This window comes from Candidatus Allofournierella excrementigallinarum (assembly GCF_944388085.1).
GTDB classification, from domain to species: domain Bacteria; phylum Bacillota; class Clostridia; order Oscillospirales; family Ruminococcaceae; genus Allofournierella_A; species Allofournierella_A excrementigallinarum.
On record NZ_CALXHK010000006.1, the window covers coordinates 1 to 23643 of the forward strand.

The 23643-nt window shown below is 62.8% G+C and carries 15 protein-coding genes and 1 pseudogene; 1 reads left to right on the plus strand and 15 read right to left on the minus strand.

Features of this window, described 5'->3' with window-relative positions:
• The 13 genes from ACH2AT_RS01910 to ACH2AT_RS01970 all read right to left on the minus strand — a co-directional run.
• Positions 1–419: class I tRNA ligase family protein (locus ACH2AT_RS01910; RefSeq protein WP_394963097.1), on the minus strand; the 419-nt coding region annotated here is incomplete at its 3' end.
• A gap of 56 nt (positions 420–475) precedes the next feature.
• Positions 476–1264, minus strand: a complete 789-nt coding sequence (locus tag ACH2AT_RS01915; RefSeq protein WP_394963099.1) for a DivIVA domain-containing protein — start codon at positions 1262–1264, stop codon at positions 476–478.
• 40 nt (positions 1265–1304) lie between these two features.
• Positions 1305–2033 (minus strand): YlmH/Sll1252 family protein, encoded by a 729-nt coding sequence (locus ACH2AT_RS01920; protein WP_394963101.1) that lies wholly within the window; start codon positions 2031–2033, stop codon positions 1305–1307.
• A gap of 52 nt (positions 2034–2085) precedes the next feature.
• Positions 2086–2523 carry a cell division protein SepF gene (locus tag ACH2AT_RS01925; RefSeq protein ID WP_330058484.1) on the minus strand — a complete coding sequence of 146 codons (438 nt, stop codon included), beginning with the start codon at positions 2521–2523 and terminating at the stop codon, positions 2086–2088.
• Positions 2524–2643: 120 nt separating this feature from the next.
• Positions 2644–3849, minus strand: coding sequence for an HlyD family efflux transporter periplasmic adaptor subunit (locus ACH2AT_RS01930; RefSeq protein ID WP_394963103.1), 1206 nt, complete (start codon positions 3847–3849; stop codon positions 2644–2646).
• Between the two features lie 37 nt (positions 3850–3886).
• Entirely contained in the window at positions 3887–4828 is a 942-nt protein-coding gene (miaA, locus tag ACH2AT_RS01935) for a tRNA (adenosine(37)-N6)-dimethylallyltransferase MiaA (protein ID WP_394963105.1), read from the minus strand.
• On the minus strand, positions 4812–6773 hold the full coding sequence (gene mutL / locus ACH2AT_RS01940; RefSeq protein WP_394963107.1) for a DNA mismatch repair endonuclease MutL: 1962 nt from the start codon (positions 6771–6773) through the stop codon (positions 4812–4814). Before mutL ends, miaA begins: the two co-directional genes overlap by 17 nt.
• 28 nt (positions 6774–6801) lie before the next feature.
• On the minus strand, positions 6802–9393 hold the full coding sequence (gene mutS, locus ACH2AT_RS01945) for a DNA mismatch repair protein MutS (RefSeq protein WP_394963109.1): 2592 nt from the start codon (positions 9391–9393) through the stop codon (positions 6802–6804).
• A gap of 96 nt (positions 9394–9489) precedes the next feature.
• Positions 9490–9897 (minus strand): YlbF family regulator, encoded by a 408-nt coding sequence (locus ACH2AT_RS01950; protein WP_394963111.1) that lies wholly within the window; start codon positions 9895–9897, stop codon positions 9490–9492.
• Positions 9898–9934: 37 nt separating this feature from the next.
• On the minus strand, positions 9935–11317 hold the full coding sequence (miaB, locus tag ACH2AT_RS01955) for a tRNA (N6-isopentenyl adenosine(37)-C2)-methylthiotransferase MiaB (RefSeq protein ID WP_394963113.1): 1383 nt from the start codon (positions 11315–11317) through the stop codon (positions 9935–9937).
• A 130-nt stretch (positions 11318–11447) separates the two neighbouring features.
• Complete coding sequence (gene uvrA, locus ACH2AT_RS01960; RefSeq protein ID WP_394963115.1) at positions 11448–14282, minus strand: excinuclease ABC subunit UvrA; 2835 nt, start codon at positions 14280–14282, stop codon at positions 11448–11450.
• Between the two features lie 28 nt (positions 14283–14310).
• Positions 14311–16320 carry an excinuclease ABC subunit UvrB gene (uvrB, locus tag ACH2AT_RS01965; RefSeq protein ID WP_394963117.1) on the minus strand — a complete coding sequence of 670 codons (2010 nt, stop codon included), beginning with the start codon at positions 16318–16320 and terminating at the stop codon, positions 14311–14313.
• Complete coding sequence (locus ACH2AT_RS01970; protein WP_394963119.1) at positions 16307–17086, minus strand: RadC family protein; 780 nt, start codon at positions 17084–17086, stop codon at positions 16307–16309. Before ACH2AT_RS01970 ends, uvrB begins: the two co-directional genes overlap by 14 nt.
• 95 nt (positions 17087–17181) lie before the next feature.
• On the opposite strand from ACH2AT_RS01970, the gene ACH2AT_RS01975 reads away from it, so the two are divergent.
• Complete coding sequence (locus ACH2AT_RS01975) at positions 17182–18138, plus strand: pseudouridine synthase (protein ID WP_394963121.1); 957 nt, start codon at positions 17182–17184, stop codon at positions 18136–18138.
• 75 nt (positions 18139–18213) lie between these two features.
• On the opposite strand, the gene ACH2AT_RS01980 is transcribed toward ACH2AT_RS01975, so the two are convergent.
• On the minus strand, positions 18214–22497 hold the full coding sequence (locus tag ACH2AT_RS01980; protein WP_394963123.1) for a PolC-type DNA polymerase III: 4284 nt from the start codon (positions 22495–22497) through the stop codon (positions 18214–18216).
• An 81-nt stretch (positions 22498–22578) separates the two neighbouring features.
• Positions 22579–23631, minus strand: a pseudogene (gene ispG / locus ACH2AT_RS01985) (flavodoxin-dependent (E)-4-hydroxy-3-methylbut-2-enyl-diphosphate synthase); the annotation flags it as partial.
• Positions 23632–23643 lie beyond the last annotated feature (12 nt).

Here is a 23643-nt window from a genome sequence, read left to right on the forward strand (position 1 = left end):
TGCTCGCCCATGATGTCGATGTGCTCGGTGGCGAACTCGTGGCAGACCTTGCGCAGCTCCAGCTTGGAGATCTCGCCTTTCCCCACCAGCTGCTTCATGGCCTTCAGCTCGATGGGCAGGCCATGGGTGTCATAACCGGGCACATAGGGGGCCTGGAAGCCGGTCATGTTCTTGTAGCGGACGATGATGTCCTTGATGATCTTGTTCAGCGCGGTGCCCATGTGGATGTTGCCGTTGGCGTAGGGAGGGCCGTCGTGCAGCACATAGCGGGGCTTGCCCTCGTTGTGCTTCATCAGTTCTTCATAAAGATGATCCGCATTCCACTCCTTGAGCATCTCCGGCTCTTTCTTGGGCAGACCCGCCCGCATGTCAAACAAAGTTTTGGGCAGGTTGATCGTGCTGTTGTAATCCTGTGGCACTGGTAACTACACTCCTATTCCTCAAATGAGCTGCGCGTTTTTCGCGCGCTGGGGGATCAATCGCTGAATTTGATGCCCTCGAAGCCTTCGAACACCGACGAAGCGGGCGGGGTCTCGGGCTGAGGCGCGGCGGGACGGTTCTGACCAGGCACAAAGGTCCGGGTGGGCTCCTCCTCCGGCTCCCCGGCGGCGGGCGCTTCCTCCTGAGCCTGCATGCCATACAAAGCGCTCAGGTCCGGGAAGCGGCTGATGGGGTCGTCCGGTTCCGGCACGGCATCGAAGGTTTGGCCAAAGGACTCGGCCTCCGCGGGGGTCTCCGGTTCTTCAGGCTCAGCCGCGGGTTCGGGCTCCACCGTTTCCTCCACGGGGGCGGGGGCCTCCTCTTCCGCCTCCTCCGGCTCGTCGCCGGGCAAAGTGCTCAGAGACTCGATGTGCTGCTTGTAGAGGCTCAGCACACTGTTTTTAAACTGCGCCACTTCCGCCTTGACGCGCTCCAGCTCCAGCTGTTCTTCGCTCACCTGCTCCAGGGCGGCGCGGGTGATATCCTCGGACTTGATGCCCGCTTCCCGCAGAATGGATTCGGCTTTCTGCTTGGCTTCCTTTATGACGTTCTCGCCCATGCGTTGGGCGTTGAGCAGCGCGGTCTTGAGGTTATCCTCATCCTTGCGGTACTCCTCCACCTTCTGGGCCAGGATATACAGTTTTTTCTCGGCGCTCTCTTTTTCCGCCTGCAGCTGCTCCATCTGCTGGGCCAGCTGCTGCAGCAGCGCGTCCACGTCTTCGGGGCGGTAGCCGCGCATGACCTTGTCGAAGGTGACGGTGCGGATCTCCTGGGGTGAAATCATTCAGATCATTCCTTTCGGCGAAAGTGGCGGCACAGTGCCGTCAGTATTGGAAATATTGAATAAACAACCGGTCTTTGCGGCTCCTGCCGCCCAGGGCCTCCAGCTTGAAGCGGCCCACGCCCCGCACGGTGAACACATCGCCTTCATACACAGCCGCATGGGCGCTGGTCACGGGGACGTGGTTTATCTCCAGCCTGCCGCCCCGCACAAGGGCCTCCGCCTGACCGCGGCTGCAGCGGAGCATGGCCGCCAGCACTGCGTCCGCCCGCAGGGAGGAAACAGTGGCGGTTTTGCTCTCCCGCTGGGCAGGCTGCACCGGCAGCTGCCCTTCAAACCGCTCGGCCCGGGCCGTCCATCGGCCCACGCTGGTGAGTTCATCGCAGATGAGCGGCGCCACCCGCTCCAGCACAAAGGCATACGCGGTGCCGGGCGCGTCAGGGTCCGGCAGGATGTCGCCCACGCACTCCCGCTCAAGGCCGAGGCCCAGAACGGAGCCAAGATAATCCTTGTGGGCGGGCGCGCCGGGGCCCGCGCCCGCGCAACGGATCAAAACGCAACAAATCGGCGGTTCGCCCGAGGCGCCCGCCGGTTCGAGGCACAGCAGTTTGCGCTCGGCTGCAGGATAGCCGCCCTCAAAGGCGGCCCAGGCGCAGCCGGCCTGGTTCATCGCGGCCTTGGCCAGACTTTGCTCCCGATCCGACAGAAAGCCGCTGTAACGGGCCACGCCCCGGTTCTCTGCGATGCGGCAGAGGTCCTGGGCGCGGCGCATGACAAGGCGCTCCTGATCGTTCTGCGGCGGGATATAACCCCGCTGCCTCTCATCAGAAGAATACGCCATTGCTTTCTAACTCATCCAGCAGGTCCCCCATGATGTCAACATTGTAGGGGGTGATGATGAAGGTGCTGTTGGCCACCCGCTTCATCTGGCCGTTGTTGGCGTAGGCCACGCCGGACAAAAAGTCCACCAGACGGCGGGAGACTTCCTTGTTGGTGCCTTCCAGATTCAGCACCACAGTGCGCTTCGCGTTCAGGTGGTCGGCCACCGTGCTGGCGTCGTCAAAGCGTTCGGGCTTGACCAGGACCACCTGCAGCTGGGTGGTGGCGTTGATGTTGACCACCTTGTTCCGCTTGCCGGTGGGTTCGGGCTGATAGCCGTCGTCATCCGCAGCGCTGCGCTGGGGGAACATGTCTTCGTTGTCGTCGTAATAACCGTCGTCCTCTTCGTTCACACCAAGAAATCTTTTAAGCCCGTCGAGCATCGTTCCGTATCTCCTTCCGAAAATGATGAACGCTTCATTCGAAAACATATCACCAGTTAGTATATATTATCGCTATTTTTAGTGTTTCTGTCAACAAAGAAACACAACATTGCCTTATATTCACAGGATTTTCCCGTCGTAGAGGTCGGTGCCCTCCACGATGACCTCGTCGAACAGGCGCACCTCGTTTTCGGTGCCCACCTTGCCGCCTTCCGGCGCAAGGATGTACTCGTCATTCTGGTAAAGCACGGTGATCTTGCGGAAGCGCGCCAGATTGCCGTATTTCACATAGACGCCCTTTTCGCCGTCCACGATGTTCAGCGCCTTGGCGCTGACCCGCACGCCCTTGAAGGACTCAAAGTCGATGCGGGCGGTGGCCGCTGCAAGGCTCAGCACGTCCGCGCCCACATATTCACAGCTGAGAACGAATTTTGCAAGGCCGGAGCCCTCATCCACCGTGACGCTCTCCACCGTGGCGGGCAGGACCTTTTCCGCCGCGCCGGGGAAGCTGATGTCCACGCTGGCAACGCCCTCGAATTTTTCACTCTCCTCCGCGGTGCACACGCCGTAGAAGTACCATTTATAATCGGTGACCAGTTTGCCCGCGCCGGAAACTTCGCTCACGCCGGCGCCCTGCTGCAGGGCGCCGGCCATCTCCGCGGCGGACATGTTGTCCAGTTCGTCTTTGCTGTACAGCAGCATCCGGGCCGCATCCGCCGCCACAAAGTAGCCGCCGGTGGAAACGGTGACCGCCGCCGGGCTGCCGAGGTTTGCCTGCTGCACAGCCTGTTCCTGGGCGATCAGTTCCTTCGCGCCGGAAAAATCCCGGATCGCGCCGGTGGTGATCTGGAGCCGGTTCAACGCCAGAAGGTACTCGTTGCTTTTGGAGGAGATCTCCTCGTAATTCTGCCGGTCCAGGCCGTCCAGCAGGTCGTACAGCGCCGACTGGCGCTGGGTCAGCAGGACATCCACGTCGGTCCCCACGGTGTTTTCGCTGCGCTCCAACAGGTCCAGCTGGGCGTCCAGTTCGGTGAGGGTGGCGCGGGCGCGGGCCTGGCTGGGGTCGGAATAGATCTCCGCCACCTGGGTGCCCGTTGCCACACGCTCGCCGCTTTCAACGAGATACCCCATCTGCCCCTCGCCGGGCACCTCCGACTGCTCAAAGACAAGATACCCGCCGCAGGAAAGGCTGTCGGACATATCGTAAAGGATGGCCGTTTCGGTTCGGTAAGGCCGGTCCAGCACCGTGAAGATCTGCACTGCCAGATAGGCCGCGGCAAAGCCCAGCGCGGCGATGACGCCGTATTTGATGATCGAGCCTCTCATGTCCTTCTCCCCCTTCCCCTCTTTGCGGCAGCGCCGCTCATAAACCGAAATGTTCGCGCACCATCTGCTCCGCGCGCCGCACCAGCCGTTCGTCGCCGGGGTCCAGCCACACAACGTTCGGCATCCGCCGGAACCAGGTCAGCTGGCGCTTGGCGTAGTTGCGGCTGGCCTGCTTGAGTTTGTCCGCGCAGGCGGCAAGGTCCGCCGTTCCCTCGAAATAAGGGAAAAACTCCTTATAGCCGATGGCCTGGGCCGCCGTGCGGTAGCGCCCGCGGTTCTCGAACACCAGTTTCGCTTCTTCCAAAAGCCCCGCTTCCAGCATGCGGTCCACCCGGGCGTCGATGCGCTGGTAGAGCTGCGCGCGGTCCGAAGGCGCAAGGCAGAACATCAGCGAATCGAACGGCGGCGTTTCGGGCAGCGACTCCGCCCGCTGCCGGCTCATGGTCTTGCCGGTGGAATAATAGAGTTCCAGCGCGCGCACCACCCTGCCCACATTGTTGGGATGCACCGTGGCGGCGTAGTCTGGGTCCACGTCCGCCAGTGTTTGGTGCATGGCCTGCGGCCCGAGGGCCGCGGCCTCCCGCTCCAGCTTTTCTCGAAGCGCGGGGTCCGTCTTCTGCCGGGCAAAGCGTACGCCGTTCAAAAAGCTTTCGATGTAAAGGCCGGTGCCGCCCACCAGGATGGGCAGCCTGCCACGGGCGCAGATGGCCCGCACCTCCCGGTTCGCCGCTTCCACAAAATCCGCCACACTGAAGGTCTCTTCCGGCGGCAGAAAATCCATCAGGTGATGGGGCACGCCCTGCATCTCTTCTTTGGTCGCCTTGGCGGTGCCCACGTCCAGCCCTTTGTAGATCTGCATGGAATCGGCGCAGACGACCTCCCCTTCAAGGCGTTTTGCCAGCTGGACCGAAAAAGCGGTCTTTCCGCTGGCGGTGGGGCCGCCCACGGCCACCACAGGCATCTTATCCCAATCGGCCAAACTGCTTTTCCAGCTCCTTTTTGGTAAGTTTCAGCACCACTGGCCGGCCGTGGGGGCAGAAAGGCGGCACCTTTCCGTTCAGAATGTCCTGGGCCAGGGTCATCAGCTCCCGCCGGTCGGACTTATCCCCCGCCTTGATGGCGGCCTTGCAGGCGATGGAGTGCATCACCCACTGGGTCTTTTCGCTCACCGTCTCCCGGCTGCCCTGGGCAAGGCGGTCCGCCAGTTCACACAGAAGGCCTTCCACGTCGGCGACCGGCACATCCGCCGGCACTGCCCGCACCAGCATGGTGTTGCCGCCGAAGTCGTCCACCTGCACGCCCGCATCGTTCAAAAGGGCGGCGTTTTCCAAAAGCGCCGCCTTTTCCGGGGCGGAAAGATTCACCGTGACCGGGGCCAGCAGAAGCTGGCTGCTGGCCGCGCCGTAACCGGCGGCCAGCTGCTCGTACAGGATGCGCTCGTGGGCGGCGTGCTTGTCAATGAGGCAGAGCGAATCCCCCCGCTGGGCGATGATGTAGGTCCTGAACGCTTCGCCAATGTATTCCAGAGGCTCCTCCTGCGGGGAGGGAGCAGCCTGCAGCCCGGCAGGATCCGCCTGCAGCTGCTCTTGGGCAGGTTCAGAGCAGACCGGCGCAGGCCCCACGGGCCGCGGCGCGGGCTGCAAAGAGGACGCAGTACTCAAAGGCAGAGGCTCCGAGCGCAGAGAGCCCAGCTGCACCGGGGAAGCGGTAAACGCCGGATGCACAGTGGGTGCAGGGCGCTGCGAAGCGGGTCCGCCGCCCCGTCCGTCAAGGCCGGACACTGTGGCTGCCGGCCTTGTAGCAGTGGTGACCGGCGGCGCAGTGTGTGTAAGCGTCGGCTGCTTTACAGGCGTGGAAAGGTCCAGCTGTTCCACCTTCTGTGCCGGCTCTTCCAATTCTGGCTGTTTTGCAAAAGTGAAGTGCTGTTCCCCGCTGCCCGGCTGGGCCAGCGCCGACTTCACCGCGCGGTAGACCGCGTCGAACACGTCGCTTTCGCGGGAGAAGCGCACCTCGGTTTTTGCGGGATGCACATTCACGTCCACCAGCCGGGCAGGCATTTCCAGCGCCAGCACACAGCCGGGGAACTTGCCCTGCATCAGGGTGCCCCGATAGGCGTTTTCCAGCGCGGCCATCATGGTGCGGTTCTTGACGAAGCGCCCGTTGATGAAAAAGAACTGCATGCCGCGGCTGGCCCGGCAGGCGCGGGGCGGCGTGACAAGGCCGGACACCCGGTAGCCGCCGCTCTCGTCCTGCACCGGCAGAAGGTCCTTTGCAAAGTCCCGGCCAAGCACAGCGTAGGCCGCGCTCTTGAGGCTTCCGTCCCCCGGCGTTTTGTAAAGCTGTTTCCCTTCACGTGAAAAAGAAACAGAAACTTCCGGGTGGGAAAGGGCGGCGCGGATGACCGTCTCGCCCACGAACGCGCCTTCGCTGGCGTCCTTTTTCAAAAACTTCATCCGGGCGGGCGTGTTGTAGAACAGATCCCGCACGGTGATGGTGGTGCCCACCGGGCGCGCGCCTGGCTCCATGCCCAGTTCCTCGCCGCCTTCGATGCGGTAGCAGCAGGCGAATTCATCCGGTTCGGTGCGGGTGAGCACCTCCACGCGCGCCACGCTGGCAATGGAGGCCAGGGCCTCGCCCCGGAAGCCCAGGGTGTGGATGCTTTCCAGGTCCTGCTCGCAGGAAATTTTGCTGGTGGCGTGGCGGATGAAGGCGGTGGAGATGTACTCCGCCTCGATGCCGCTGCCGTTGTCTGTGACCTGGATGAGGGAAACGCCCCCCTTTTCAATGGCCACGCTCACCTGGGTGGCGCCTGCGTCGATGGCGTTTTCCAGCAGCTCTTTCACCACCGAGGCGGGGCGCTCCACCACCTCGCCGGCGGCGATGAGCTCCGCGGTGTGCTTGTCCAGCACATGGATCACAGCCATGGGTCTGCCTCCCCTTTCCTAAGTAAAATCAGTTGCCGAGCGTCTTTTTCAGTTCATAGAGGAAATTCAGCGCCTCGATGGGGGTCAGCGTCTCCACGTCCAGCGCGTTCAGCTTGTCCATCATTTCGCTGGGCGCCGCGGGGCTGTTCATCGCCTCCAGCGCCTCAAAGTCCAGCTGAGTGACCCGGCGGTCCGCCTGGCTGGCGGCGTCCAGCGTCTTGAGCACCTGCTTGGCCCGCTCGGTGACCTCGTCGGGCAGGCCGGCCAGCTTTGCCACCTGGATGCCGTAGCTGTCGTCGGCGGGGCCGCGGACGATGCGCCGCAGGAAGGTGATGTCATCGCCCCGCTTTTTCACGGCGATGTTGTAGTTCTTGACGCCGGGCAGCTGTTCTTCCAGCTCGGTGAGCTCGTGGTAATGGGTGGCGAACAGGGTCTTGCAGCCGATCTTTCCGGCGATGTGCTCCACCACCGCCCGCGCAATGCTCATGCCGTCGAAGGTGGAGGTGCCCCGGCCGATCTCGTCCAAAATCACCAGGCTCTTGCGGGTGGCATATTCCAAAATCTGGGCCACCTCGGTCATCTCCACCATGAAGGTGGACTGGCCCGCGGCCAGGTCGTCGGAAGCGCCCACGCGGGTGAAGATGGCGTCCACCACGCCCACGCGGCATTCCTTCGCGGGCACGAAGCTGCCGATCTGGGCCATCAGCGCGATCAGAGCGTTCTGGCGCATGTAGGTGGATTTGCCCGCCATGTTGGGGCCGGTGATGATGAGCAGATTGTTTTCGCCGCAGTCCAGCGTGGTGTCGTTGGGCACAAAGAGGCTGCCTTTGAGCATCCGCTCGATGACCGGGTGACGTCCCTCCCGGATGAGCAGTTCGCTGCCCTCGTCCACCGTGGGGCGGACGTAGTTGTTGTCCGCCGCCACCTGCGCCAGCGCGGCGAAAACGTCCAGCCGCGCCACCGCCCCGGCGGTGGCCTGGATGCGGGAAAGCTGAGCGGAGAGATCAAACAGCAGCTCCTCGAACAGCTTGCGCTCCAGCGCCAGCAGCCGCTCGCTGGCGCCCAGAATTTTGTTTTCGAGGTTTTTCAGGTCCTCGGTGATGTAGCGCTCGGCGTTTGCCAGCGTCTGCTTGCGCACGAAGTTCGCGGGCACCTGGCCGGTGAAGGACTTGCTGACCTCGATGTAGTAACCGAACACCCGGTTGAAGCCCACCTTTAAGGTGCGGATGCCGGTCTCTTCCTTGAGCTTTGCCTCCATCTGGGACAAAAAGCCCCTGCCGCCGTGGACGATGTCCCGCAGTTCGTCCACCTCCGGCGAGAAGCCCTTGCGGATGACGCCGCCGTCCTTCAAGGTGGAGGGGGCCTCCTCATCAATGGCCGCCACGATGCGGTCATGGATGTCGGTGAGCGGGTCGATCTGCACCGCCACCGCCTTGAGCTGCGGGCAGCCAAGCCCCTCGGCCAGCTGACGAAGCCCGGGCAGCTGGCCGCAGGTGGCAGCCAGCGCGTAGACCTCTTTGGGGGTGGCGCTGCCGTAGACCGTGCGGGTCATCAGCCGCTCCATGTCAAAGATATGGCTCAGGGTCTCGATGACCTCGGCCCGCTGCACGCTGTCGCCGAACAAAGCCTGCACGCAGTCCAGCCGGTCATTGATGGCCGGTGCGCTGACCAGCGGCTGCTCCAGCCAGCTGCGCAGCAGGCGCTTGCCCATGGCGGTCTGGGTCTTGTCCAGCACCCAGAGCAGGGTGCCCCGCTTTTCCCTCCCGCGCATGGTCTGGGTCAGTTCCAGGTTGGCCCGGGTCACCGGGGAAAGCTGCATATACTGCGCTTCGGCGTAGCTGACGACGGTCTTGAGCCGCTCCACACCGTGCTTCTGGGTGCGGCCCAGATAGGCCAGCAGGCCCGCCACTGCAAGCCCGGCAGGGCCGTCCTGCGCAAGGCCGCCGGAAGGCCAGCCCTCATCGCCGAACTGGGCCTGAAGCGTATCCTGGGCGCCGGCATAAGCCTCGTTTTCCATCAGTTCCACCGCGCAGGCCATGTGCTGTTTGATGTAGGCGGTGACTTCCTTCAAGGAGAGGGTCGCCTCGTTGAAAAGCACCTCGCTGGGGGTATAGCGGCAGAGTTCGGTGATGATCTGGCCGCTCACCGATGCGCCGCCCAGCTGGGTGGCATAGGTCTGGCCGGTGGAAACGTCGGCAAAACAGATGCCGGCCTTGTCCCCTTCCAAGTATATGCTGCAGATGTAGTTGTTTTTGTCGTCCTGGAGCATGCTGCTCTCGATGACCGTACCGGGGGTGATGACGCGGATGACGTCCCGTTTCACCAGCCCTTTGGCCAGGGCCGGGTCCTCCATCTGCTCGCAGATGGCCACCTTGTAGCCCTTGGCAATGAGCCGGGCCACATAGCTTTCATAGCTGTGGAAGGGCACGCCGCACATGGGCGCGCGCTCCGGCTGGCCGCAGTCCCGCCCGGTGAGGGTGAGCTCCAGCTCTTTGGACGCAAGGATCGCATCGTCATAGAACATCTCGTAAAAGTCGCCCAGCCGGAAGAACAGGATCTCATCCTTGTGCTGCTGCTTGATCGCAAAATACTGGGCCATCATGGGGGAAAGTTCCGCCATTGTTGCGCTTCACCTGCCTGTTTTCTTTGAAAGGGACTTTTATGAAAGGGCGGCGCGGCGGCACAAGCCGCCGCGCCGTTCGGAATGTTATATCGCTCAGCCGCAGCCGCCGCAAGAGGCGCAGCTGCCGCTGCAGCCGGCGGAAGGCGCTTCCACCAGCATCGGGTCGCCGCCGTTCATGGCGGTGTTGATGATGGCGTCGATGTGGCTGATGAGGGCCTCGGCATCCGCCTTGGCAGCGTTGTAGGCCACCATGCCCTCGCTGGCCATGATCTTGCCGTAGAGGTCGTTGACCTTGGCGTTCAGGGCTGCCACGCGCTCGTCGTTGCGCTCGTCCTTGGAAATTTCGTTGTTCAGGTCCATCCGGGCCAGGTTGAACTCGCCGATCATGTCCTGCAGGGCCTCGTCTTCATCGTTGGCCTTGCGGGCCGCGGCCAGGGCCAGATAGCGCTCGTCGGTCTGAAGAGCGGCGGCGGCTTTCTTGAAAAGGTCGATCACGTCCATGGTAGTTCTCCTTTTTTTACTGTAAAGTATTTTTATTTCACACAAGTTCGCCTTTGAGGATCGTGCCTTTGCTGGAAGTGAAATGCACCCGGGCATACTGCCCGATGAGCGCTTCATCGCCCGCAAATTCCACCACGAGGTTGTTGGTCAGCCGCCCGGCCAGAGTGCCCGGGGTGCGGCTGTGGCCTTCCACCAACACCCGCTGGGTGCCGCCCACCAGCGCCGCGGTCTCGGCGTGGGCGATCTTCTCCTGCACCGCCAGAAGGCGGGCCATGCGCTCGGTCTTTTCCTTGTGGGTCGCCGGGTCGGGCATGAGAGCGGCTTTGGTGCCGGTGCGCTTGGAGTAGATGAAGGTGAACAGCTGCATGTACTGCACCTTCCGGATGAGTTCCAGCGTGGCCGCAAAGTCCTCCTCGGTCTCGCCGGGGAAACCCACGATGATGTCGCTGGAGAAGGTCACGTCGGGAATTTTCGCCTTGGCGTAGTCGATGAGCTCCAGATACTGCTGCACCGTGTAGTGCCGGTTCATCTCTTTCAGGATGCGGTCGCTGCCGCTCTGCACCGGCAGGCGCACGTGGTTGCATATTCGCTCCTCGGCGGCGATGACGTCGAGGAGCTTGCGGCTGGCGTCCTTGGGGTGGCTGGTCATGAAGCGCAGGTGATAGTCTCCCGGCACCCGGCAGAGCATTTCCAGCAGGTCGGCGAAATCCACGCGGGGTTCCAGGCCTTTGCCGTAGCTGTTCACGTTTTGGCCCAGCAGGGTGATCTCCTTGTAGCCGGCGTCCACCAGCTGGCAAAACTCCGCCAGAATGTCCTCGGGGCGGCGGCTGCGCTCTCTGCCGCGCACATAGGGCACAATGCAGTAGGTGCAGAAGTTGTCGCATCCATACATGATGGGCAGCCAGGCCCGGAAATCAGAATCGCGGCGGATGGGCACCTGTTCCACGATGTCCGCCCGCTCCACCGGCGTCTGCAAAAGGCGCTTTTTGCCGCCGGTGAGCTTTTGCACCAGCAGCTGAGGCAGAGTGTCGATGGCGTTCACCCCGAACACCAGGTCCACGAAGGGGTAGCTCTGGCGCAGCTTTTCCACCACGGTTGGCTGCTGGGCCATGCAGCCGCACAGGCCGATGATGAGCCGGGGCTTTTTCTCCTTGAGGCTTTTCAGCGCGCCCACGTTGCCGAATACCCGCTGCTCGGCGTGCTCCCGCACGGCGCAGGTGTTAAAGAGGATAAGGTCCGCCTGCTCCGGCGCGTCGCACAGGCCGAAGCCCACATCCGCCAGCACGCCTTTTATCTTCTCGCCGTCGTTGACGTTCTGCTGGCAGCCGAAGGAGTGGATATAGGCAAGAGGCGGGGTGTCGTAGAACGAGGCAATGATCTGCGCGGCCTGTTCGTTGTGTTCAAAATGCAGGATCTCCAATGGGTCGTTTTCCTCCGCTTGGGTGTTGTGTTTACGGACCGGCGCCCCTGCTTGTGGCAAATGCGCCGATATACTGCTTCAGTATACTATATTTTGCGGTTTTGCACAAGAGCGAAGTGTTCCGTTCCCCTCACTCCCGGTCCCGCTCCAGGATGGGCTTGAGGTAGCGCCCGGTGTAGGAGGCGGGGTTTTCCGCCACTTCCTCCGGGGTGCCGGTGGCCACGATGGCGCCGCCCTCGCTGCCGCCCTCGGGGCCCAGGTCGATGATATAGTCCGCGCGCTTGATGATGTCCAGGTTATGCTCGATGATGACCACCGTGTTGCCGCCCTCCACCAGCCGGTCCAGCACGCCGATGAGCTTGTGGACGTCCGCCACATGCAGGCCGGTGCTGGGCTCGTCCAGCACGTAGACGGTGCGCCCGGTCTCCCGGCGGGCCAGTTCCAGCGCCAGCTTGACGCGCTGTGCCTCGCCGCCCGACAGGGTGGTGGCGCTCTGGCCCAGGGTGATATATCCAAGGCCCACGTCCATCAGGGTTTGCAGCTTGCGGGCGATCTTGGGCACGTTGGCGAAGAAGACGCATGCCTCCTCCACCGTCATGTTCAGCACGTCCGCGATGCTCTTGCCCTTATATTTGACTTCCAGCGTCTCCCGGTTGTAGCGCGCGCCCTTGCACACCTCGCAGGGCACGAAGATATCCGGCAGAAAGTGCATCTCGATCTGCACAATGCCGTCGCCCTCGCAGGCTTCGCACCGGCCGCCCTTCACGTTGAAGCTGAACCGGCCGGGGCCGTAGCCCCGCATCTTGGCGTCCTGGGTCTGGGCGAAGACGTTGCGGATGTCGGTGAACACCCCGGTGTAGGTGGCGGGGTTGGAGCGGGGGGTGCGCCCGATGGGAGCCTGGTCGATGCCGATGACCTTGTCCACGTATTCCAGCCCTTCGATGGCCTTGAACTTGCCGGGGCGGCGCTTGGCGCCGTTCAGTTCCATGGCCAGTGCCTTGTAGAACACTTCGTTGATGAGGCTGGACTTGCCCGAGCCGGACACGCCGGTGACGCAGACCATCCGCCCCAGGGGGATGTCCACGTTGATGTTGCGCAGATTGTTTTCCGCCGCGCCCACGATGCGCAGCCTGTTGCCGGTGCCTTTGCGCCGGGTGGCGGGCACCACGATCTTCTTGCGCCCGGAAAGATAGTCGCCGGTGATGCTGCGGGGCGCGGCGCAGATGTCCTCCACCGTGCCGGCGGCCACGATCTCGCCGCCGTGGACGCCCGCGCCGGGGCCCACGTCCACGATGTAGTCCGCCTGGCGCATGGTGTCCTCGTCGTGCTCCACCACGATGAGGGTGTTGCCAAGGTCTCGCAGGCGTTTGAGGGTAGCGATGAGCTTATCGTTGTCCCGCTGGTGCAGGCCGATGCTGGGCTCATCCAGCACATAAAGCACGCCGGTGAGGGCGCTGCCGATCTGGGTGGCAAGGCGGATGCGCTGGCTCTCGCCGCCGGACAGGCCCGACGCCCCCCGGGAGAGGGTCAGATAGTCCAGGCCCACGCTCTGCAGAAAGCCCAGGCGCTCCCGCACTTCCTTCAAAATGCCGTCGCCAATGAGGTGCTCCTGGTGCGTGAGCTCCATCCCGTCCAGGAATTGCAGCTCCTGCCGCACGCTCATCTCGCAGAAATCGCTGATGTTCTTGCCCCCCACCGTCACTGCCAGGCTGGCTGGTTTGAGGCGCTTGCCGTGGCACTCGGGGCATTCCACTCCGTTCATCACGGTGGCGATCTCCTCTTTCATCCACTCGCTGCCGGTCTCCCGGAAGCGGCGTTCCAGATTGTTTACGATGCCCTCGAAGTCGTTGAGATAGCGCCCGGAACCGAACTCGTTTTCCCGGCGCATCTCGATGCGCTCGCCGCCGGTGCCGTAGAGCAGGGCGTTCAGCGCCTTGGCGCTCAGCTCCTTAATGGGGGTGTCCAGTGTAAAGCCGTAGTGCTTTGCAAGCCCCTCGTAGTACATCTCGCTCACCGAACCCTCGGCGTAGTACCAGCCGCTGGCCTTGATGGCGCCCTCGCGGATGGAAAGCTCCTTGTTGGGGATGATGAGCTCCGGATCCACCCGCATGAAGGTGCCAAGGCCGGTGCATCGCTCGCAGGCGCCGAAGGGGTTGTTGAAGCTGAACATCCGGGGCTCCAGCTCGTTCACCGACACGCCGTGCTCCGGGCAGGCGTAGCTCTGGCTGAACTGCATCGCCTCCCCGCCCGTCACATCCACTGTGACCAGCCCGCCGGTGAGGGCAAGGGCGGTCTCCAGGCTGTCGGCCAGGCGGCTGTGGACGTTCTCGTTGAGCACCAGACGGTCCACCACGATCTCCACCGTGTGCTTCTTGTTCTTTTCCAGGGAAATCTCTTCATCCAGGTCGTACATGTTCCCGTCGATGCGCACCCGGGCGTAGCCGCCCCGGCGGGCGGCGTCCAGCTCCTTCTGCTGGGTGCCCTTGCGCCCGCGCACCACCGGCGCCAGCACCTGGAAGCGGGTGCCCGCGGGCAGTTCCAGCACGGCATCCACCATCTGGTCCACCGTCTGCTGGCTGATGACCCGCCCGCACACCGGGCAGTGAGGGATGCCGATGCGGGCATAGAGAAGGCGCAGATAGTCGTAGATTTCCGTCACCGTGCCCACGGTGGACCGGGGGTTGCGGTTGGTGGTCTTCTGGTCGATGGAGATGGCGGGCGAAAGGCCCTGGATGTCGTCCACATCCGGCTTTTCCATCTGGCCCAGGAACATGCGGGCATAGCTGGAAAGGCTTTCCATATAGCGGCGCTGGCCGTCGGCGTAGATGGTGTCGAAGGCGAGGCTGGACTTGCCCGACCCGGACAGGCCGGTCATGACGATCAGCTTGTCCCGCGGGATGGTCAGGTCAACGTTTTTCAGGTTGTGCTCCCGCGCGCCCTTGATAACGATCTTGTCGTTGCTCACAGATATGTTCTCCCTTAAGTCAGTTTGCTCAGCGGCGGCCGCGGCGCTTTTTGGGCGCATCGGGCTCCTCCGTGGGGTTCTCGCCCCGGCGCAGCCGGTCGATGCGGTCCCGCAAAAAGGCGGCGTGCTCGAACTCCAAAAGGCGCGCGGCCTCCTTCATCTCCCGGGTCAGCCGGGTGATGAGCTGCTCCCTCTCGGCCTTGCTCATGCGGCGGCCGGAAAGTTTTTCGTTTTCCTTGTGGTCGCTGATCTCGATGCCCTCGCGGATGCTTTTGACGATGGTCCTGGGCACGATGCCGTGGGCCTCGTTGTAGGCCATCTGGATGGAGCGGCGGCGTTCGGTCTCGGTGATGGCCCGCTCCATGCTGGGGGTGACCTCGTCGGCATACATGATGACCACGCCGTCGGCGTTGCGGGCCGCGCGGCCGATGGTCTGCACAAGGCTCGTCTCACTGCGCAGAAAGCCTTCCTTGTCGGCGTCCAGAATGGCCACCAGCGACACTTCCGGCAGGTCCAGGCCCTCCCGCAGCAGGTTGATGCCCACGATCACGTCGATGGAGCCGGTGCGCAGGTCTTTGATGAGTTCCATGCGCTCGAAGGTGTCCACCTCGTGGTGCATGTATTTCACCTTTACACCGTGTTCCGAAACGAAATCGGTCAGGTCTTCGGCCATCTTCTTTGTGAGGGTGGTCACCAGCACGCGCTCGTTTCGGGCGGTGCGCAGGTTGATCTCGCCCAGAAGGTCCTCGATCTGGCCTTCCACAGGCTTCACGACGATCTGCGGGTCCAGCAGGCCGGTGGGCCGGATGACCTGCTCGGCAATCTGGGTGCTGTGCTCCCGCTCGTACTCGCCGGGGGTGGCGCTGACAAAAACGATCTGATTGAGCTTTTCTTCCACCTCCTCGAATTTGAGGGGGCGGTTGTCAAAGGCGGAAGGCAGGCGGAAACCATAGTCCACCAGGGTGCGCTTGCGGGCGTAGTCGCCACCGTACATCGCCCGCAGCTGGGGCAGCATGACGTGGCTCTCGTCCACGAAAAGCAGAAAGTCCCTGGGGAAATAGTCCAGCAGCGTGGTGGGGGTGGAACCGGGGGCCCGGCCGCTGAGGACGGCGGAATAGTTCTCGATGCCCTTGCACATGCCCACTTCCCCGAGCATTTCCATGTCGTAGCGGGTGCGCTGGGCGATGCGCTGGGCCTCCAGCAGCTTGCCCTGTTCGGTGAACTTGCGCACCTGAACGTCCATCTCCTCCTGGATGCGGGCAAGGCCGGCGCGCATTTTTTCCGGCGAGACGATGTAGTGGCTGGCCGGGAAAATCGCCACGTGCTTGATGACGTTTTTGCGCTCGCCGGTGAGGGGGTTCATCTCGCTGATGCGGTCCACCTCGTCGCCGAAGAACTCCACCCGGATGGCGGTGTCGCTGGCGTAGGCAAGGTTTATCTCCACCGTGTCGCCCCGCACCCGGAACTTGTTGCGCACAAAGTTGACGTCATTGCGTTCGTACTGCAGCTTCACCAGCCGGCGGCACAGCTCGTCCCGGTCCATCTGCATGCCGGGCCGCAGGCTGACGACCATGCTTCGGTAGTCGATGGGGTCGCCCAGGCTGTAGATGCAGGAGACGCTGGCCACGATGATGACGTCCCGCCGTTCGGACAACGCCGCCGTGGCGGAGTGGCGCAGGCGGTCGATCTCGTCGTTGATGGCGCTGTCCTTCTCGATGTAGGTGTCGGTGGAGGGGATGTAGGCCTCCGGCTGGTAATAGTCGTAGTAGGAGACGAAATATTCCACCGCGTTCTCGGGGAAAAATTCCCGAAACTCGGTGCACAGCTGGGCGGCCAGCGTCTTGTTGTGGGCCAGCACCAGCGTGGGCCGGTTCACCTTGGCGATGACGTTGGCCATGGTGAAGGTCTTGCCGCTGCCCGTCACGCCCAGCAGGGTCTGGGCTTTATCGCCCCGCAGGATGCCCTCGGCCAGTTTGTCGATGGCCTGGGGCTGGTCGCCGGTGGGCTGATAGCTGGAAACAAGTTTAAACTGATCCATGGTTCTCCTTTTTGTCTTGCCCGAGGGCTTTTTCCTTGCTGCCCGCCACGCCCTGCAACAGCGAGGGCTCCACGGCGGGCATCCTGCCCGATTGCTGCAGAGAGATGTAGTCCCCTTCTTTGTCCACGATGATGTGGTCCAGAAAACGGATGCCCAGGCTTGCCAGGGCGTTGGCCAAATCGCGGGTGAACTGGATGTCGGAAGGGCTGGGCAGCGCCGCCCCTGCCGGGTGGTTGTGGGCCAGCACGGCCTGGGTGGCGCGGCACTGCACCGCCAGCCGGGCGATCTGGGTGCGGGCCATGGCCGCCTCGTTCACGGTGCCCTCGGTGACCTTTTGCAGCTTGATGGGGCAGTTGCGGTCGTCCAGAAACAGAACGTAGACCTGCTCGGTCACTGCGCCGTAAAACTGCGGGATGAGGTAGGCTGCCACCTCTTCCAGGTCCTGAAAGGCCCGTGGCGCGCGGGCGCGGCTCTGGCTGTAGTAGCGGTTGGCGGCGTGCATGGTGGTGAGCAGCCGGGCCACGGCCGGCCCCGCGCCCTCCACCGTGAGGATGTCGGCCTCGCTGGCCTCCAGCACCTGGCACAAACTGCCGAAGCGTTCAATGAGGCGGTGGGCCAGAGGGTTCGTGTCCTTGCGGGGAATGGCAAGATACAGGATGTACTCCAGCACCTCGTGCTCGGCAAAGCCGGAAAAACCGCCCTGCTGGGCAAACCGTTTGTGCATCCGCTGGCGGTGGTTGGCATGGAGTTCCTTTTCCTCGGGCATCCTGCGCCCTCCTTTCCTGCTGTTTTGTGCTTTACGCCGTATCTGATTTATTATATACTATTTGCAGGCAATTTTAAAGAGAGGGGCCAAGGGATTTGAAACAATTTACCGCCGGCGCGAATGAGGACGGCGTGCGGCTTTCCCGCTTTGTGGAGAGCGTTACCGCCGGCCTGCCCGCCAGCCTGCTTTACAAGAGTTTCCGCAACAGGCGCATCAAGGTGAACGGCAAGCGCCAGACGCCGGACTACCGCCTTCGCCAGGGGGATGTGGTGGAGCTTTACATCAACGACGAGTTCTTTGCCGCCGCGCCTCAAAAGGCCGTTCCCACCCGGAAGCTTCCGTCTTTGAAGGTCGTGTATGAGGACGAGGCCCTCGCCGTTCTCTACAAGCCCGCCCACCTGCTGTGCCACGGCGACCGCACCGGCGACGTCAGCCTTGTGGACGCCTTCATCGCTTATCTTGCCCAGAAAGGCGAGTTTGACCCGCAGGCCGAAGCGTCTTTCAAACCGGCCCTTTGCAACCGGCTGGACCGGGGCACCGAAGGATTGGTGGTGGGCGCCAAGACCTACGCCGCTTTGCGGGACATGAACGCCGTCATCCGGGACGACCTTGTGCGCAAGGAATACCTGGCCATCACCTTCGGCGCGCCCGCCGCGGGACGGCACGCGGCCTACCTGCGCCACGACGAAAAGCGCAACAAGGTGAAGGTGCAGGCAGAACCCGGCGAGGGCTTCAAGCAGATCGTCACCGATGTGGCGGTGGAGCGCACCGAAGGCCCCTTCGCCCTCTGCCGCATCGGCCTTGTGACGGGGCGCACCCACCAAATTCGGGCGCACCTGGCCTTTTTGGGCGCGCCGGTGCTGGGCGACGTCAAATACGGCAACCGCAAATGGAACGAAAAGACCGGCTTCAAGACCCAGGCTCTCTGCGCGGTGAGCCTCACCTTCGCCCGGCTGCCGCCGGAGAATACGCTCTGCGCCCTGAGCGGCAAAACCATCCGGCTGGAACACCCGGCCATTCTGGATAAATTTGCCTCGCTGGCAAGAAAGTGAACCGCCCTTCCCTTTTGCAAAAAAACGGCGGCCCGCCTCCCTTTTTGGGGAAGCGGGCCGCCGTTTTTTTGTTGCTCAGAAGAAGCTGACCTGGCTTGTGTCCGGCAAATCGCCGAGCGCGCCCACATTTTTCAGGTTCTCCATCACCGCGCTGGACACGCCGCAGGCCTGCTGCAATTCCTCCACCGAAAGGTATTCCTGGCCGTGGATGGTGGCCGCCTCCAGCGCCTGGGCCGCCGCCTCGCCCACGCCTTTCAGCGAGGCGAAGGGCAGGCGCACCTTGCCATCCTCCACCATGTAGCGCACGGCGCGGCTTTTGCCCAGCTCAATGGGCAAAAACTCATAGCCCCGGGCCAGCATCTCGTTCACCAGCTGCAGCGACACCTGGATGTCCTCGTCCTTGGCCTTCTTTTCTTCTTTCAGGCGCTGCTCCACCTCCCGCAGGTGCTGCTGGGCCACCCTGACGCCGCCCACGGCGGCCTCGTAGTCGATGTCGTCGCCGCGCACGGTGAAATAGGTGGCATAGAACGCCTGGGGATGATAGACCTTGAACCACATCAGCCGGATGGCCGCGATAAGGTAAGCCACCGCATGAGCCTTGGGGAACATGTACTTTATCTTGCGGCAGGAGTCCATATACCAGTCCGGCACGCCGCACTCTTTCATCTTCTCCTCCGCCCCCGGCGGAAAGCCCCCTTTTGCCACCTTGCCCTTTCGGGTGAGCTCCATGATGTTGAAGGCCAGCTTGGGTTCCAGCCCCTTGTGCAGCAGATAGGTCATGATGCTGTCGCGGCAGCCGATCACATCGGAAATGGTGCAGATCTTGTTTTTGATGAGGTCCTGGGCATTGCCGTTCCACACGTCGGTGCCGTGGGACAGGCCCGAGATCTGGATCAGGTCGCTGAAGTTTTTGGGCTGGGCTTCAATGAGCATCTGCCGCACGAAGGGGGTGCCCAGCTCCGGGATGCCGAAGGTGCCGGTCTGGCTGCCGATCTGCTCCGGGGAAACCCCCAGCGCCTCGGTGCTCACCAGCAGGCTGATGACCCGCTGGTCGTTCATGGGCACCTGGTCCATGGGGATGCCGGTCATATCCTCTAGATACTTGTACATGGTGGGCACATCATGGCCCAGCTCGTCCAGCTTGAGCAGCGTATCATGGAGGTATTTGAATTCGAAATGGGTGGTCAGCACGCCCTTGTCCTTGTCGTCGGCGGGGTGCTGGATGGGGCAGAAATCCTGGATCTCATGCGCGTCCGGCACCACCACCATGCCGCCCGGGTGCTGGCCGGTGGTGCGTTTCACCCCGGTGCAGCCCACGGTAAGGCGGTTTTCCTCGGCCCGGTTCACCGTGCGGCCCCGCTCTTCCAGATACTTTTTCACGTAGCCGTAGGCGGTCTTGTCCTGCAGGCCGGACACGGTGCCCGCCTTGAACACATATTCCTTGCCGAACAGCTCTTCGGTGTAGCGGTGGACCTGGCTCTGGTATTCGCCGGAAAAGTTCAGGTCGATATCCGGCTCCTTGTCGCCGTCGAAGCCCAGAAAGGTCTCAAAGGGGATGTCGTGGCCGTCCACGATGAGTTTCGAGCCGCAGCGGGGGCAGTTCTTGTCCGGCAAATCGAAGCCGTCCGCCACGCTGCCGTCGGTGATGAACTCGCTGTACTGGCACTTGGGGCACAGGTAGTGGGGCGGCAGGCTGTTCACTTCCGAGATGCCCGAGAAGTGGGCCACGGCAGACGAACCCACGGAACCGCGGCTGCCCACCTGGTAGCCGCCTGCGTTGGAGTAGGCCACCAGCTTGACCGCGATGACGTACAGCACGGCGAAGCCGTGGCCGCAGATGGAGTCCAGTTCCCGCTGCAAACGGGTCTGGACGATCTCCGGCAGCGGGTCGCCGTAATGCTTTTTGGCGGTGGACCAGGTGGCGTCGCGAAGCTGCTGCTCCGCGCCTTCGATGGAGGGCGGGAAGGTGCCCTTGGGAATGGCCCGGATACCGCCGTCGCACATATCGGCGATCTTGTTGGGATTTTTCACCACGATCTCGAAGGCTTTGTCTTTGGGCAGGTAATAAAACTGGTCCAGCATGTCCTGGGTGGTGCGGTAGTAAAGGGGGGCCTGGTTGTCGGCATCCTTGAAGCCGTTGCCCGCCTGCAGCACCGCCCGGTAGACCGAGTCCTCCGGGTCCTGGAAATGCACGTCGCCGGTGGCCACCACCGGCTTGTGCAGCGCCTCGCCCAGCTTGATAATGGTGCGGTTGAAGTCCTGTATCTTCTCGATGGAATCCACCAGGTGTTCCCGCAGCATGTACTCGTTGTTGCCCAGGGGCTGCACTTCCAGAAAGTCGTAGTATTCCGCGATGCGGCACAGTTCTTCAAAGCTGCGGCCCTCCATAACAGCCCTGTAAAGCTCGCCGGCCTCACAGGCAGAACCAATGATAAGGCCCTCCCTGTACTTGTCCAGCACGCTGCGGGGAACGCGGGGCTTTTTGAAGAAATACTTGGTGTGCGCCTCGCTGACGATCTTATAGAGATTTTTCAGGCCCAGCTGGTTGCGCACCAGGATGATGAGGTGATAGTACTTCTTTTTGATGACCGCCGTGTTGCCGCCGCCCAGGCCGGTGTTGATCTGCTCCACCGTCTTGACCCCTTTGAGGGCCAAATCCTCCAGCATCTTGCAGAAGATTTTTGCCAGCGCCATGGCGTCGTTCACCGCGCGGTGGTGGTTGAAGGGCTCAATTTCAAGGTGGTCGTTGATGGTGTCCAGCTTGTAGTTGCGCAGGCCGTGATAGAGGTTCTGGGCCAGAGGCAGGGTGTCGATGTAGGAATTCTCCAGCCGCAGGCCGGCCTTTTCCGCCGCCGCCCGCATGAAGCGCATATCAAAGTTATGGGCGTTGTGGGCAATAAGCACCCGGTCGCCCGCGAACTCCATGAACTGTTTGATGGCCTCGTCCGGGCCCGGCGCATCGGCCACCATGGCGTCGTTGATGCCGGTGAGCTCCACGACTTTGGGCGGGATGGGTTTGCCGGGGTTCACAAAGGTGCCGAAGGTCGCCGTTATCCCGCCGTTCTCCACCAGCACCGCGCCGATCTCGGTGAGGGCCTCGGTCTTGGCGTCGAGGCCGGTGGTCTCGGTGTCGTAGATCACAAAGCTGCCGGACAGCGGCCCGGCCGCTTCGCCATAGACCACCGGCACCATATCGTCCACAAAATAGGCCTCGCAGCCGTAGATGAGCTTGAAGTCCGGGTCGGTCTTACGGATGGCCTCGGCGGCCAGCATCGCTTCGGGAAAGCCCTGGCAGACGCCGTGGTCGGTGATGGCGATGGCCCGGTGGCCCATGCGGTGGGCGGTGCGGACGATCTCGCCCGGGTCGCAGAAGCCGTCCATGCTGGAGAGCTTGGTGTGCAGGTGCAGCTCCACCCGCTTTTGGGGGGCGTTGTCCTCCCGCTTTTTGCGCTCCACCTGCAGCACGTCATAGGGATACACCACATAGTCGTGCTCGTATTTGTCGTAGGCGCACTCGCCCTTGAGCACAAGGGTGGTCCCCTTTTTCACTTCTTCCCATTTGGAGTAGTCCTCGCCGTCCCGGCTGCGCAGTTTCAGGCTGATAGAGCCGGTGTAGTCGGTGATGGACACGATGTAGCTTTTCTGGAAGTTGCCCTTGACCTCCACGGCGAACACATCGCCCCAGATGGTGACCTTGCCGCTGTCGCTGCCCAGGTCTTTGAGCGGGGTCACCGCCCCCGGCTTGAAATTCTTGCCATGGAACACGCTCACCGGCTTGTCGGTGAGGTCGAGGCCCGGTATCTTGAAATCGGGCGGCTGCTTTTTTTCTTCAAACCGGGGCGCGGGGGCCTTTTTCATCACCCGTTTTTCCCACTCGTCGGCGCTCACGGAACTGTTCTGTTCCAGCGTGACGGTGGGCAGCACGCCGGTGCGCTGCTCCACCAGCTTGGCCAGCGTATCGCCAAAGCCGATGTCTTCCAGAATATTCTTCCCCACCGGCACCGTGATGACAAGCTGCGTGCCCTGCAAAGCAAAGGCTGCGTGGTCCAGAAAACCGTTTACCGGCAGCCCCTCCCCCCGAAGCTCGTCGATCATCGCCCGCAGGCTCTCTTCGGTGATGGTCTCAAAGGGAAAATAATTGCACACCATCAGTTCCAGCCCTTCAAACTGGGGCGCAAGCGACGCGCAGAGCCGCCCGCACAGCTCAAGCGGCAGAGGCGCCGCGCTGCGCAGGCTGATTTTCAGTTTTCGGCTGATGCGCAGCAGTTCCACCTGCTCCACGAGCACCCCCGCAAAGCAGCGGGCAAAAGCCTCGTCGGCATTGAACTGCGGCCACAGCTGGCTCACCAATGGCTTCAATGGTCTTTCTCCCTTTCCTTGTGGCAAAGCGCAGCCCGCGGGCAGGGCAAAGGCCCCGCCCGCAGGCAGATAAAGCAGCTCTTACAGCTTGTAAATTTCGTCCACCAGCTGGCCAACGATGTCGCCCCGCAGCATCCGTATCTTCTCCCCGCGGATGAACAGCAGGGCCTCGTCTTTGCCGCCGGCGATGCCGATGTCGGCCTCCCGGGCCTCGCCGGGGCCGTTGACCACGCAGCCCATCACCGCCACCTTGACGGGCTTTTTGTAGCCTTTGAGGCGCTGCTCCACCTCGTCGGCGATCTTGGCCACCGGGATGTTGGTGCGCCCGCAGGTGGGGCAGCTGATGATCTCCGGCCCACCCACGGCGTGGCCGGCGGCCCGAAGGATGTCAAACCCCGCCTGCACCTCTTTCTCCGGCTCGTCGGTCAAAGAGACTCGCAGGGTGTCGCCGATGCCCTCCATCAGAAGGCCGCCGATGCCCATGCCGGACTTAATGAGGCCCATGCGGTAGGTGCCCGCCTCGGTGACACCCACATGCAGCGGGTAGCCGCACCGCCCGCTCAAAAGGCGGTAGGCCTCCATCATCCGGGGCACGTTGCTGGATTTGATGGAGATGACGATGTTGTCAAAATCGTATTTTTCCAGCAGAGAGACGTGGTACATGGCGCTTTCCACCAGCGCCTCGGGCACCGGCGCGCCGTATTTGGCCAGCACCTCTTTTTCCAGGCTGCCGGCGTTCACACCGATGCGGATGGGGATGTTCTTTGCCTTGCAGGCGGCGGCCACCTCTTTCACATGGTCGTCGCCGCCGATGTTGCCGGGGTTCAGGCGAATTTTGTCCACCCCCGCGTCCACGCAGGCCAGAGCGATGCGGTGGTTGAAGTGGATGTCCGCCACGAGGGGGATGTCCACGGCATTTTTGATGGCTTCGATGAGGCGCACATCCTCCAGGGTGGGCACGCTCACCCGCACGATCTGGCAGCCCGCCTCGGCCACCCGCACCGCCTGGGCCACGTTGCCCGCCACGTCGGCGGCGGGCACGTTGAGCATGGTCTGCACCGCCACAGGGTTATGGCCGCCGATGGTGAGGTTGCCGATGGTCACTTCACGCTTGACCTTGCGCATGCTTTTTCCCTCTTTTCTTAA

Bases quoted from the DNA above. Each gene is read 5' to 3' on its own strand.
- ACH2AT_RS01915 (WP_394963099.1), bottom strand. From the start codon at position 1,264: ATGATTTCACCCCAGGAGATCCGCACCGTCACCTTCGACAAGGTCATG.
- ACH2AT_RS01920 (WP_394963101.1), bottom strand. From the start codon at position 2,033: ATGCGCCGCGCCCAGGACCTCTGCCGCATCGCAGAGAACCGGGGCGTG.
- ACH2AT_RS01925 (WP_330058484.1), bottom strand. From the start codon at position 2,523: ATGCTCGACGGGCTTAAAAGATTTCTTGGTGTGAACGAAGAGGACGAC.
- ACH2AT_RS01930 (WP_394963103.1), bottom strand. From the start codon at position 3,849: ATGAGAGGCTCGATCATCAAATACGGCGTCATCGCCGCGCTGGGCTTT.
- mutL (WP_394963107.1), bottom strand. From the start codon at position 6,773: ATGGCTGTGATCCATGTGCTGGACAAGCACACCGCGGAGCTCATCGCC.
- mutS (WP_394963109.1), bottom strand. From the start codon at position 9,393: ATGGCGGAACTTTCCCCCATGATGGCCCAGTATTTTGCGATCAAGCAG.
- ACH2AT_RS01950 (WP_394963111.1), bottom strand. From the start codon at position 9,897: ATGGACGTGATCGACCTTTTCAAGAAAGCCGCCGCCGCTCTTCAGACC.
- uvrB (WP_394963117.1), bottom strand. From the start codon at position 16,320: ATGGATCAGTTTAAACTTGTTTCCAGCTATCAGCCCACCGGCGACCAG.
- ACH2AT_RS01970 (WP_394963119.1), bottom strand. From the start codon at position 17,086: ATGCCCGAGGAAAAGGAACTCCATGCCAACCACCGCCAGCGGATGCAC.